This is a genomic window from Lysobacter sp. P5_B9 (genome assembly GCF_054049835.1).
Window position 1 is genome coordinate 58564 of sequence record NZ_JBFULP010000002.1, and the last position, 13093, is coordinate 71656.

The following is a 13093-nucleotide window of genomic DNA, read 5'->3' on the forward strand; positions in this document are numbered from 1 at the left end:
CTTTCCTTCGCGCGTTTGCGGCTTGCTCCTTCCCCAAGCGGAGGAGGGAGCAATCTTTCCTTCGCACGCTTGTGGCTTGCTCCTTCCCCCGCGCGCGGGGGAAGGCCGGGTTGGGGGCGCTCTGCAAGCAGTTAGACCTAGGGAAAAGTCTGATTTCCAGCGGCGCGTGATGCGAATCCCAGATCGTCGCGGCGTTGAGGCGTTTCATTGGTTCCGCAGCAGGAGAAGCGCCAATGACCGCCGGCATCCCAGTACGCCATCGCAAAGATCACGTCGAACCAGCAGAGCGGTGGGTCCTGGGCGTTGTGCTGATCGCCGGAGTGCTCTGGGCGTCGATGCCAGGCGGCGCGCCTATCCCGCTGTTCTCATGATCCAGGGGTGGTTGGGGGATGAGGCATGCCGCTGCGTATTGGGCGGCATGCCTCGGCGCGGTGGGGACCTGAGGCATCCAGCTCAGTACGGCGTGTCGCCGGCGATGGCTTCCAGCGTCACTTGATCGGCGCCACTGTATTGGGCCTGGTTTGGGYGTGCGCGCTCATGGCGAATGTGACGGCGGCAAAGAAAGCGGCCAGCGCATGCGATGCGATTCCGGTGGATGGGTAGGATGGCGGTCCTGGAGTGGTCGCGCGCTGTCTCTCCCAACTGCGGCCACGGGAGTAATGCGCCATGCAATGGTTGATCTACGGTGCCAACGGCTACACCGGCCGCCTGATCGCCGCCGAAGCCGCCCGGCGCGGCCTGCAGCCGATCCTCGCCGGCCGCGACGAAGCCGCCGTGCGCGCGCTGGCCGACGAGCTGGGGCTGCGCTGGCGCCAATTCACCCTCGACCTCCCCGGCGCCGTGGTGGAAGGCCTGCGCGGCATCGACCTGGTGTTGCATTGCGCCGGCCCGTTTTCCGCGACCAGCGCGCCGATGCTGGAAGGCTGCCTGGCCACGCGCACCCATTACCTCGACATCACCGGCGAGATCGACGTCTTCGCCCACTGCCACGCGCAGCACGCGCGCGCGCAGGAGGCGGGCATCGTGGTCACGCCGGGCGTCGGCTTCGACGTCGTGCCCAGCGATTGCCTCGCCGCGCAGCTGCATCGCGATTGCCCGTGGGCGACATCGCTGGTGCTCGGGTTCGAGGGCGGCGGCGGCTTCAGTCCCGGCACCGCGAAAACCAGCGTCGAAGGCCTCGGCAACGGCGGCCGCGTGCGCGAGAAGGGTGAGCTGAAGCGCGTGCCGCTGGCGTGGAAGACGCGCACCTTCACCCGCGACGGCGCCGATCGCATGGCGATGACGATTCCGTGGGGCGATGTCTACACCGCCTTCGTCAGTACCGGCATTCCCGACATCGAGGTCTACACCACGGCCTCGCCCAAGGCGATCGCCCGTGTCCGCCGCCTGCGCCTGCTCGGGCCATTGCTGCGCATGCAGTTCGCACAACGCTGGCTCAAGGCGCGGGTCGAACGCAGCGTCAAGGGACCGGATGCGCAGACGCGCGACAGCACGCAGGCCTACTTCTGGGGCGAGGTGCGTGGCGGCGGCCGCGCGCAGGTGCGGCGCATGGTCACGCCGAACGGCTATGCGCTGACGGTGAGCGCATCGTTGGGCATCGTGCAGTGTTTCCTCGACAACCCGGCGCCTGACGGCGGCTACTACACCCCATCGCAACTGATGGGGCCGGACTATGTGCTGGAGTTGCCGGGTGTGGCGATTGAAGGGCCGCGCCCCGATAACCCACCAGCAGCGGCAGGGTAAAACGCGCCGCAGCGCGCAGGGATGCTGGTTTGCGGTTGTCATCGTGTCCGCGATCGGCATCGCCTGCACCGACAAACTCATGACCGGGACCACCAGCAAGCGCGAGCACGCGTACGCCCACTGAGTACGTCAGCGCCGGCCCATCACGGCGCGGCGCAGGCGCACGGCGTCTTTCTGGTCGGAAAAGTGCAATTCACCGGCGGTGCCGCTGAGGCCCAGCTTCGCGTAGGCCGCGTCGAGCGACGGGAACTCCCGCGACGCGGCGTAGCGCCGGTAGATCCGCGAGAAGATGTCGCCGCCTGCGATCCCGTCCAGCTGCGCGACGAAGTCCGCCGGCGCGACTTCGCCGCTGCCGCTCAGGCAGCAATCGGCGTAGCGCGAGAGCACGGCATCGAGGCTGCTGCCGCGTTCGCGCAGCGCCAGGTCCGTTTCCAGCCAATAGGCGGCGCCGGCCCAATACACGCGCATGGTGCCGTGGCGCGTGCCGGACAGTTCGTCCAGGCGCATCCCACTGTCCTCGCGACGGCCGCGGCCGAAACCGGCATCCAGCCGTCGCCAGGCCTCGGTTTCGTCCAGCAGACCGCTGCGAGCGCGCAACACATTCTGGTAGTAGCTCGCCAGACCCTCCGCCAGCCAGCGGCCGTCGTCGCCCAGGTAGGGATGGAACAGGTGCGAGAGCTCGTGCACCGCGGTCCAGTCCGCGCGCAATTCCGCCAGGCTGGCGCCCTTGCGCACGTACAGGAGCACGGCGACGGAGTTGCGCCGCGAGGTCTGCCCCCAGGGCACCGGGCTGCTGCCGCGATCGTCGACCTCGCTCACGCGGATCGTCGCATCGGGAAGCGGGAAGCGGCCGTAGGCGGCCAGCGTGGCCTGCGCCGTTTCTGCCAGCCAGGCGCGCAGCATGCGGGCGCGGTCGGGGTCGATGTCCGGCGCGATCTGCAGATGCAGGACGTGATCGCCACTGCGCAGTTCATCCTGGCCGATCCGCACCCGCGTGGCGGTCGTGTCCGCGGCGGCGACCGGCCCGGCGCAGGCCAGCAGCAGCGCGATCAGGCACGGGATGGTAGGTCGCAGCGTAAGAACCGGTCGAGCCATGTACGGATCCACGTTCCGGGGAACGACGGCCACACTGTGCCAGCGCATGCGTGAAGCCGGGCTTTCTCAGCCTGCGACACGGCGTGGCCGAGGGCCTGTTAGCGCTTATGACCCGCGTTGCATTGGCCCTCAGTGGCCTGAAGACGCGCGGCGCGGCGTCATCGCTCGGTCACGTATCGACATACGCTCCCTCGCTCTTCCTTGCTCCGCACGCCTTCAGGTCAGGTGCAACGCGGGTCATAAGCGCTAACAGGCCCTAGAATGCGCCGCATGGATGTTTCGCATTTGCTCGACGCGCTGAACCCCGCCCAGCGCGAGGCCGTCAGCGCACCGCCGGGCCACTATCTCGTGCTCGCCGGCGCCGGTTCCGGCAAGACCCGCGTGCTCACCCACCGCATCGCCTGGCTCAACGAGGCCTTTGGCGTGCCGGCGCACGGTATCCTCGCCGTGACCTTCACCAACAAGGCTTCGGGCGAGATGCGCGCGCGCGCCGAGCACCTGCTGCGCCATGGCGCGCGCGGCATGTGGATCGGCACGTTCCACGGCATCGCCCATCGCCTGCTGCGCCTGCACTGGCAGGAAGCCAAGCTGCCCGAAGGCTTCCAGGTGCTCGACAGCGACGACCAGCTGCGCCTGGTCAAGCGCGTGGTGCAGCAGCTGGAACTGGACGATGCGCGCTTCCCGCCGCGGCAGATCGTGTGGTGGATCAATGCGCAGAAGGACGAGGGCCGGCGCCCGCACAACATCCAGTCCGAACGCAACGACGAATGGCTGGACGTGATGCAGCGCTGCTACGCGCTGTACCAGGAGCGCTGCGACCGCGCCGGCCTGGTCGACTTCGCCGAGCTGCTGCTGCGCGCGCACGAGCTGCTGCGCGACAACCCGGCACTGCTGGCCCATTACCGCCATCGCTTCCGCGAGATCCTGGTGGACGAGTTCCAGGACACCAACGCCATCCAGTACGCCTTCGTGCGCGTGCTGGCCGGCGATACCGGGCATGTGTTCGTGGTCGGCGACGACGATCAGTCGATCTATGGCTGGCGCGGCGCCAAGGTCGAGAACATGCAGCGCTTCCTGCGCGACTTCGCGGATGCGCAGACGATCCGGCTGGAGCAGAACTACCGCTCCAGCGCCACCATCCTGGACGCCGCCAACGCGGTGATCGCGCACAACCCGGACCGCCTCGGCAAGAAGCTGTGGACCGACATCGGCCATGGCGATCCGATCGACGTGTATGCCGCCTACAACGAGATGGACGAGGCGCGCTTCGTGGTCGAGCGCATCCGCCAGTGGGTCCGCGACGGCGGCGACCACGGCGATGTCGCCATCCTCTACCGCAGCAACGCGCAGTCGCGCGCCTACGAAGAGGTGCTGCAGGAAGAGCCGAAAATCCCGTTCCGCGTCTACGGCGGCATGCGCTTCTTCGAGCGCGCGGAAATCAAGGATTCGCTGGCCTACATGCGCCTGATCGCCTCGCGCCTGGACGACGCCGCGTTCGAACGCTCGGTCAACACGCCCGCGCGCGGCATCGGCGACCGCACGCTGGAGGAGGTGCGCAAGCGCGCCCGCGCCGACGGCGTCGCATTGTGGGAAGCCGCGCTGCGCATCACCAGAGACAACACCCTGGCCGCGCGCTCTCGCAACGCGCTGGCCGGGTTCCTGTTGCTGGTCGACGACCTCGCCAACGAGGTCGAAGCGCGTCCGCTGCCGGACAAGATCGACCATGTGCTCGGCCGTTCGGGCCTGCGCGAGCATTACGCCAACGAGTCGCGCGGGCAGCTGGATTCGCGCACCGACAACCTCGACGAACTGGTGTCCGTGGCTTCGCGCTTCAGCGGCAGGGAGGACGAGGACGAGGCGGCGGCGATGCCCGAACTCGTGGCCTTCCTCAGCTACGCCGCGCTCGAGGCGGGCGAGGGCCAGGCCCAGGCGGGCGAGAACAGCGTGCAGCTGATGACGCTGCACAGCGCGAAGGGACTGGAGTTTCCGCTGGTGTTCCTCGGCGGGCTCGAAGAGGGCTTGTTCCCGAGCCTGAAGTCGACCGAGGAATCCGGGCGCGTGGAAGAGGAACGCCGCCTCGCGTACGTAGGCATCACCCGTGCGCGGCAGAAGCTGGTGCTCAGCTACGCCGAAACGCGGCGCATCCACGGCATGGACATGTACGGCACGCCGTCGCGGTTCCTGCGCGAAATCCCGGCGGCGCTGCTGCACGAGGTGCGGCCGAAGGTGCAGGTATCGCGGCCCATGTATGCGCCACAGCCGCGGCGCGACCTCGGCCATGCGGCCATCGACGTGCCCGCCTTCCGCCTCGGCCAGGACGTGGTGCACCCCAGCTACGGACACGGCGTGGTCACCGACTTCGTCGGCAGCGGCGCCTACGCCAATGTGCAGGTGAACTTCGAGAGCGCCGGCAGCAAGTGGTTGAAGCTGGCGTCGTCGAACCTGCAGCCGGCCTGAAAAACGGGATTGATGGGCGGCCAATCGCCGCCATCCGTCGCCGCGGCGCGAAAAAAACCCGAAAAATGCGAAAAGACGCTTGGCGTCGCGGCTTTTGTGCCCTACATTCCGCTTGCCGAGGGGTTTTTCCAGGCATACCTCAAACCAACTCTCCATCCGGGGGATTTAGAAAAATGGCGAAGAAGAAAGCTGCTCCGAAGAAGGCCGCTGCCAAGCCGGCTGCCGTCAAGCCGATCAAGGAAGTGCTGGGCAAGTCCGGCCTGGTCGCTCACCTGTCCGAAACGACCGGCGTGGTCGCGAAGGACGTCCGTGCGGTGCTGGGCGCGCTCGAAGGCGCGGTGCACGCTTCGGTCAGCAAGAAGGGCGCGGGTGCATTCACCCTGCCGGGCCTGCTGAAGATCAACGTCGTGAACGTGCCGGCCAAGCCGAAGCGCAAGGGCGTCAACCCGTTCACCAAGGAAGAGCAGTGGTTCGCCGCCAAGCCGGCCACCGTCAAGATCAAGGTCCGCGCGCTGAAGAAGCTCAAGGACGCCGCAGCCTGATCTCCGGTTGCAACACCTGCTCCAGTAACAAGGCCCGCTTCGGCGGGCCTTGTTTTTTGCGGGATTCCGGGTGGTTTTGAAGCGCGTCAGTCCCGCCGTGTTTTCAGTCCCACCAGGCCCTCAGTCCCACCAGGCCTTCAGTCCCACTGGAACAGCTTCCACATCACCGGCGACACCGGGCCTTCGCCCTTGCTGCTGTCGAGGCGGCCGTCGCCGTTGCGGTCGATGAGGTAATAGGGCGCGCCGCGCTTCGGCGTCACCTTGACCACCTGCAGCTGGCCCTGCACGCGGTACTCCTCGACCCGATCGCCGTCGATCATGCGGCTGGTGACGTCGGCGCCTTCCAGTCCGGCGGTGGGATCGCTATCCATCGTGGCGCAGCCGCCCAGGCACAGAACGAGCAACAAGGGGGCTAGCGCACGCATGGCAGTTCTCCGGAAGAGGGCATGAGCGAAGCATACGCGTCCGGGTGTAATGCGGCCGCATGTGCCGCCGGGCATCCGGACGCGACGTGGCGCCATGCCCGCCCGCGTAGAATTCGGAGGATGAAACGACTCGTCCTGATCGATGGTTCCAGCTACCTCTACCGCGCCTTCCACGCGCTGCCACCACTGAACAACGAGGCGGGCGAACCGACCGGCGCCCTGTTCGGGGTGGTCAACATGCTGCGTGCACACCTGAAGGCACAGCCTGATTACATCGCCTTCGTGGTCGATGCGCCCGGGCCGACCTTCCGCGACGACCTCTACCCGCAGTACAAGGCCAACCGCAAGGCCATGCCAGACGACCTGCGCGCGCAGGTCGAGCCGATGTGCGAGATCGTGCAGGCGCTGGGCTTCCGCATCCTGCGCGTGGGCGGCGTCGAGGCCGACGATGTGATCGGCACGCTGGCCATGCAGGGCGCGGGCGAAGGCCTCGAGGTGACGATCTCCACCGGCGACAAGGACTTCGCCCAGCTGGTGCGCCCGGGCATCGCCCTGGTCAACACCATGAGTGGCAGCCGCTACGACTCCGAAGCCAGCGTGGTGGACAAGTTCGGCGTGCGCCCGGCGCAGATCATCGACTTCCTCGCCCTGATGGGGGATGCCGTCGACAACATTCCCGGCGTCGACAAATGCGGCCCCAAGACCGCGGCCAAGTGGCTGGGCGAATACGGCACGCTCGATGGCGTCATCGCCCACGCGGACGCCATCAAGGGCAAGATCGGCGACAACCTGCGCGCCGCGTTGCCGCGCCTGCCGCTCAATCGCGAACTGACCACGATCAAGACCGACGTGGCCCTCGAGTACCGGCCGCAGGACCTGGTGCTGCAGCCACGCGCCACCGACGCGCTGCGCACTCTGTACGCCCGCTACGGCTTCAAGCAGGCCCTGCGCGAGCTGGAAGGAGGCGCGGCGGGGGCGGATGCGGACGCCGGCAGGATCAGCGTGCGCGGTACGGCGGCGGGCTATGCGCGCGCGCCTGCACCGGCTTCCACCGAACCGCTCGATCCGGCGCTGGCCACGCAGGGCGAATACGAATGCGTGCTCACCGACGCGCAACTCGCGGCGTGGATCGCGAAGCTGCAGGCGGCCGATGCGTTCGCCTTCGACACCGAAACCGATTCGCTCGACCCGATGCGTGCGCGGCTGGTCGGGATCAGCCTCGCGGTCGAGACCGGACACGCTGCCTACGTGCCGCTGGGCCACACCTATCCCGGCGCGCCTGCGCAGTTGCCGGGCGATACCGTGCTGGCGGCGTTGAAGCCGCTGTTCGCCGATCCGGCGAAAAGGAAGATCGGCCACCACGGCAAATACGACCTGCACGTATTGCGCCGCCACGGCATCGAAGTCGCCGGTTATGCGGAGGACACGATGCTCGAGAGTTTCGTGCTCAACGCCACCGCCACCCGCCATGACATGGATTCGCTGGCCAGGCGTTATCTCGGCTACGACACCATCACGTACGAACAGGTCGCCGGCAAGGGCGCCAAGGCGATCTCCTTCGCCCAGGTCGCGCTGGACGACGCCACCCGCTATGCGGGCGAGGACGCCGACGTCACCCTGCGCCTGCACCGTGCGCTCGCGACGAAGCTGGCCGCAGAACCCGCCCTGGAGCGCGTCTACCGCGAGATCGAGATGCCGCTGGTGCCGGTGCTCGAGCGGGTCGAGGCGAACGGCGTGCTGATCGATGCCGACGAACTGCGCCGGCAATCCAACGACCTCGGCAAGCGCATGCTGGCCGCGCAGCAGAAGGCGACCGAACTGGCCGGCCGCAGTTTCAGCCTCGATTCGCCCAAGCAACTGGGCCAGTTGCTGTTCGAAGAGCTCAAGTTGCCCGCCCTGGTGAAGACCCCCAGCGGCCAGCCGTCGACGAACGAAGAAGCACTGGAGGCCATCGCCGAGCTGCACGAATTGCCGCGCGTGATCCTCGACTACCGCGGCTTGGCCAAGCTGCGCAGCACCTACACCGACAAGCTGCCGGAAATGGTCAATGCCGATACCGGCCGCGTGCACACCAGCTACCACCAGGCCGGTGCGGCGACCGGCCGCCTCGCCTCGAACGACCCCAACCTGCAGAACATCCCGATCCGCACCGACGATGGCCGCCGCATCCGCAATGCGTTCGTGGCGCCGGCGGGGCGCAGGATCGTGTCCTGCGACTACTCGCAGATCGAACTGCGGATCATGGCCCACCTGTCGCAGGACGCGGGCCTGCTGCGCGCGTTCGAATCCGGCGCCGACATCCATCGCGCCACCGCGGCGGAAGTATTCGGCAAGACTCTGGACGAGGTGAGCGGCAACGAACGCCGCGCGGCCAAGGCGATCAACTTCGGCCTCATGTACGGCATGAGCGCGTTCGGCCTGGCGCGCAACCTCGGCATCGCCCGGGGTGAGGCGCAGGATTACATCGCGCTGTACTTCTCGCGCTATCCTGGCGTGCGCGAATTCATGGAGCGCACGCGCGAACAGGCGCGTGAGCGCGGCTACGTCGAAACCGTGTTCGGGCGGCGCCTGTACCTGGACAACATCAACGCGCGCAACCAGGGCCTGCGCGCGGGTGCCGAGCGCGCGGCGATCAACGCGCCGATGCAGGGCACCGCCGCCGACATCATCAAGCGCGCGATGGTCGACATCGACGGCTGGCTGGCGGCGCATCGTGACCGTGCCTTGATGGTGCTTCAGGTACACGACGAACTGGTGTTCGAAGTCGACGCCGCCTTCCTGGATACGCTGCTGGCGGAGGTGCCGCAGCGGATGGCGGCGGCGGCCCAGTTGCGGGTTCCGCTGGTGGTCGACAGCGGGGTTGGCGACAATTGGGGGCAAGCCCATTAAGACCGCCAAACGCGGTCCCGGTGCGGACACGGCCGCCAAAAAATGGCACCTGACCGGGTGAGAGAAGGGTCGGGTGCGGGCATTGGCAGGTTTTGCCGACCGCTGTGCGCCGAACGCTGCCGGTTGCGCGACGTTTACAGAAGTTGGCGGAATGAATCAGTCCTGAACCCAACAAATTGTTAACTATCCTCTTCACGAACTATCCATGTGGAGGATGGTCTTATTACTCGCGACAGGTGCAACGCCTGTCGCTGATCTCTCCCTCCCCTGGAGTGATCCCAGGAGCGACGGCCCCTCCCCAGGCCCCGCTTCTCCAGCCCCGCCGGCCCCCCCTGCCTGCGGGGCTTTTTATTGCCTGCGCTTTTTGCGCAGGCAATAGAAGCCCAAAGTTCCGCTTTGCAAAACTTTGGGCCCCGCTATGTGCTTCCAATCCCCGCGGCTGTCGCCGCGCCCCCTTACTGAGGGGGCTCTACTCCAGAGATTTCCCGCGAGAGAGCATGTCCTCTCCCTCTCCCTCTCCCCGCTTGCGGGGAGAGGGTGCCCGAAGGGCGGGTGAGGGGGAGCGAGCGCAGCGAGTCTGCTTTGCGTTGCTCCTGTTCCGCCTCCGGCTGTGCTTCCATCGCCTCTGCGTTACCTTCGCGGACAAACGGGGAGAATCGTATGAGCGACGGCGCTGCCAGCCTTTTGCAACTGAGTCTGCCCTGGTATCAGTTCGTGCTGCGGGCCGTGGCCGTGTACTTCGTGGTGATGGTGCTCGTGCGTCTGTCGGGCAAACGTGCGGTAGGGCAGTTCACGCCATTCGATCTCGTGCTGCTGATCCTGATCGGCAACGCCGTGCAGAACGGGATGAACGGCGGCGACAACTCGCTGACGGCCGCCCTGATCCTTTCGGTGAGCCTTATTGCGCTGAACTACGGCGTCGCCTTCCTCTCGGCGCGTGTCCCGGCGGTGCGCAAGTTTGTCGAGGGCGAATCCGTGGTGCTGGTGCGCGACGGGCACGTGTTCCGCAACGTGCTCAAGCGCGAAATGGTCAGTCGCGCGGATTTCGACAAGGCGATGCGCGAAGCGGGCATCTCCGAGGTGGATGAAATCCATCTGGCCGAACTCGAGACCAACGGCCACATCACGATCGTTCCGCGGGAAGTGAATCGCCCGGAAGGTCCGGGCGCGCATTGAGCACGGTTCAGCCCAGCTCGGCGATCCAGTCCCGCGGCCGCAGGTAATCGCCCAGGCGCGCCTCTTCGCTGCCGGCTTCGGGCGCGAAGCCGTATTCCCAGCGCACCAGCGGCGGCAGGCTCATCAGGATCGATTCGGTGCGCCCGCCCGATTGCAGGCCGAACAGCGTGCCGCGATCGAACACCAGGTTGAATTCCACGTAGCGGCCGCGCCGGTACAGCTGGAACTGGCGTTCGCGCTCGCCGTAAGGCGTATCGCGGCGGCGATCGACGATCGGCAGGTAGGCGTCGAGGAAACCGTCGCCGACCGCACGCAGGTAGGCGAAGTCGCGGTCGAAGTCCGTGTGCAGGTCGTCGAAGAACAAGCCGCCGACGCCGCGCGTCTCGCCGCGATGCTTGAGCAGGAAGTAGTCGTCGCACCAGCGCTTGTGCGCGGCGTAGCGCGCGTCGCCGCCGAAGGGCTCGCACAGGTCGCGCGCGGTGCGGTGCCAGTGCAGCACGTCCTCGTCGAAGGGATAGAACGGGGTCAGGTCGAAGCCGCCGCCGAACCACCACGCCACGGTCTCGCCGTCGCGCTCGGCGCGGAAGTGGCGCACGTTGGCGTGGGTGGTCGGAAGGAACGGATTGCGCGGATGGAACACCAGCGACACGCCGACCGCGCGCCATGACGCACCGGCGAGCTCCGGCCGCGCCGCGCTCGCGGAGGGCGGCAGCCTCGTGCCCGATACGTCGGAAAATCCGATGCCGGCCTGCTCGAACACCGCGCCGTCGCGCAGGATGCGGGTGCGGCCACCGCCGCCTTCCTCGCGCTTCCACTGGTCTTCGATGAAGCGGGCGCCGCCGTCGGCGGTTTCGATGGCGTTGCAGATGCGGTCCTGCAACCCGGTGAGGTAATCGCGGACGCGTTCGAATTCCGGGGTGGAGGCAGGAGGCTTGGCGGTCATGGGCCCGCATTCTAGGCGGGAGCCACGAAACGCGTGACATTCAGTCGATGCAAGGTCGTTGCCCGGACGCGTTGATTGCGTGCACGCGCGCGCGCGGCGTGCAGTCGTTCATGTCCATGTGAATCGGGATTTAACGACGCGGGGACTATGATCCGCCGGCAAATCGAAGCCTGTTCGAGCTCGATCCCGCTACTGCTGACGCCATCTGCGATGGGAGTTCCCAATGCGCATCCCGGCTCGTCATGTCCTGCTGGCCGCGCTGTTGGTGGTGGTGGCCGCTTGTTCGAAGGAACCCGCTTCGACCCCGGCGACATCGGCGCCTGCCGCGACGCCGCCGCCACCGGCGACGGCGCCCACACCCGCTGCGCCTGCCGCTGCCGCGGCGCCAACGCCGACCGAGGAAGTGTTCAGCCGCGCGGAGCTGGACCAGATGGTGGCGCCCCTCGCGTTGTATCCGGACTCGCTGCTGGCCCAGGTGCTGATGGCCGTGACATATCCGGGTGATGTGGCCGACGCGGTCGCCTGGTCGAAGGCGCATCCAAAGGAGGAAGGCGACGCGGCGGTGAAGATGGTCGCCAATGAGCCCTGGGATCCGAGCGTGCAGGCACTCGTGGCCTTCCCGCAGGCGCTGGCCACCCTCGGGCAGGACCCGGGATGGGTGCAACGCCTGGGCGACGCATTCCTGGCCCAACCCAGCGACGTGATGGATGCCGTGCAGCGCCTGCGCCACCAGGCCCAGGCCGCCGGCAACCTCGAATCCAACCAGTACCAGAAGGTGTCGATGGAACCGGCGCCGGCGCCGGCACCTGCCCCCGCCGCGGAACCGGCCATGGGCACCGTGGTCGAGCAGGCACCGCCTCAGACCATCGTCATCGAGCCGACCGACCCCGAGGTCGTGTACGTGCCCAGCTACAACCCCACCCAGGTCTACGGCACCTGGGCCTATCCGTCGTATCCGCCGCCGTACTACCCGCCGACGCCGTACTGGTACCCGGGCAGCGCGCTGATGACCGGGCTCGCCTTCGGTACCGGTATCGCGATCGCCGACTCGCTGTGGGGTGATTGCGACTGGGGCGGCGGCGATATCGACATCGATGTCGACCGCTACAACAACATCAACACCAACCGCCAGATCAACCGCACCGAGAACACCTTCCGCCACAACGCCGCCAATCGCGACGGCGTCCCCTATCGCGATCGCGCCAACCGCGAGCGCAACGGCCGGCAGCTGGCGGACAGCGGGCGCCGCGACGCATTCCGTGGCGACGACCCCGGCCGCGCGCGCCAGCGCGAACAGGCGCGCAGCTCGATGCAGCAACGCGGCATCGAGCCGGCCAGGAGCAACCGCGAGGCGCGCGACCGTGCACAGACGGCGTCGCGGGACATGCGCGAGCGGCCGCAAGGGCAGGCGCGGGACCAGCAGCGGGAGCGGGCTGCGCAGACCACGCGCGACCGCCAGCAGGCAGGAGCGCGCGACAGTCAGCGCGCGCAGGCCGCCCAGGCCAGCCGCCAGGGCGGCGACCGCGCACGCGCACAGCAGCAGTCGCGGTCGACATCGCAGGCGCGCCAGCAGCGCGGCCAAAGCAACACACAGGCGCGCAACACGGCGCGCCAGCAGCAGGCAAGTAGCCAGGGCTCGCGGAACAACGCATTCGAAGGGTCGCGCAATCCGTCGCAGTCGCGCGCCCAGGCCAACCGCGGCCGCTCCAGCAGTGCCTCCGCGCAACGTTCGTCCGGTTCACGCGGCGGCGGTGGCGGCCACCAGGTCCAGCGCCAAGCCCCGCAGCGCCAGGGTGGCGGCGGACGTCATCGTTGAGAGGGGC

General features: G+C 67.7%; 10 protein-coding genes. 7 read left to right on the plus strand and 3 right to left on the minus strand.

Going from position 1 to position 13093, the window contains the following annotated elements; all coding sequences use genetic code 11:
* The first annotated feature begins 233 nt into the window (after nt 1–233).
* On the plus strand, nt 234–371 hold the full coding sequence (locus ACXJJ9_RS05465; protein ID WP_457096221.1) for a hypothetical protein: 138 nt from the start codon (nt 234–236) through the stop codon (nt 369–371).
* A gap of 295 nt (nt 372–666) precedes the next feature.
* Complete coding sequence (locus ACXJJ9_RS05470) at nt 667–1743, plus strand: saccharopine dehydrogenase family protein (RefSeq protein ID WP_457096222.1); 1077 nt, start codon at nt 667–669, stop codon at nt 1741–1743.
* Nucleotides 1744–1872: 129 nt separating this feature from the next.
* Here the strand turns inward: ACXJJ9_RS05470 and ACXJJ9_RS05475 are convergent, their stop codons facing one another.
* Nucleotides 1873–2838, minus strand: coding sequence for a M61 family metallopeptidase (locus tag ACXJJ9_RS05475; RefSeq protein WP_457096223.1), 966 nt, complete (start codon nt 2836–2838; stop codon nt 1873–1875).
* 270 nt (nt 2839–3108) lie between these two features.
* On the opposite strand from ACXJJ9_RS05475, the gene uvrD reads away from it, so the two are divergent.
* Together uvrD and ACXJJ9_RS05485 are read left to right on the plus strand one after the other, a co-directional pair.
* Nucleotides 3109–5295: a DNA helicase II gene (gene uvrD, locus ACXJJ9_RS05480; protein WP_457096224.1), complete on the plus strand. Its 2187-nt coding sequence runs from the start codon at nt 3109–3111 to the stop codon at nt 5293–5295.
* A 173-nt stretch (nt 5296–5468) separates the two neighbouring features.
* Nucleotides 5469–5837, plus strand: a complete 369-nt coding sequence (locus tag ACXJJ9_RS05485) for an HU family DNA-binding protein (RefSeq protein WP_310054525.1) — start codon at nt 5469–5471, stop codon at nt 5835–5837.
* Between the two features lie 137 nt (nt 5838–5974).
* Here the strand turns inward: ACXJJ9_RS05485 and ACXJJ9_RS05490 are convergent, their stop codons facing one another.
* On the minus strand, nt 5975–6262 hold the full coding sequence (locus ACXJJ9_RS05490; RefSeq protein ID WP_310054523.1) for a DUF2782 domain-containing protein: 288 nt from the start codon (nt 6260–6262) through the stop codon (nt 5975–5977).
* Nucleotides 6263–6382: 120 nt separating this feature from the next.
* Here ACXJJ9_RS05490 and polA point away from each other — a divergent pair, with 120 nt between their 5' ends.
* Together polA and ACXJJ9_RS05500 are read left to right on the plus strand one after the other, a co-directional pair.
* Nucleotides 6383–9151, plus strand: coding sequence for a DNA polymerase I (polA, locus tag ACXJJ9_RS05495; protein WP_457096225.1), 2769 nt, complete (start codon nt 6383–6385; stop codon nt 9149–9151).
* Nucleotides 9152–9811: 660 nt separating this feature from the next.
* Nucleotides 9812–10327: a DUF421 domain-containing protein gene (locus ACXJJ9_RS05500; protein WP_457096226.1), complete on the plus strand. Its 516-nt coding sequence runs from the start codon at nt 9812–9814 to the stop codon at nt 10325–10327.
* 7 nt (nt 10328–10334) lie between these two features.
* Here the strand turns inward: ACXJJ9_RS05500 and hemF are convergent, their stop codons facing one another.
* A complete protein-coding gene (gene hemF / locus ACXJJ9_RS05505; protein WP_457096227.1) occupies nt 10335–11270 on the minus strand; it encodes an oxygen-dependent coproporphyrinogen oxidase in 936 nt (311 codons plus the stop codon).
* A 223-nt stretch (nt 11271–11493) separates the two neighbouring features.
* On the opposite strand from hemF, the gene ACXJJ9_RS05510 reads away from it, so the two are divergent.
* Entirely contained in the window at nt 11494–13086 is a 1593-nt protein-coding gene (locus tag ACXJJ9_RS05510) for a DUF3300 domain-containing protein (RefSeq protein ID WP_457096228.1), read from the plus strand.
* The last annotated feature ends 7 nt before the right edge of the window (nt 13087–13093 follow it).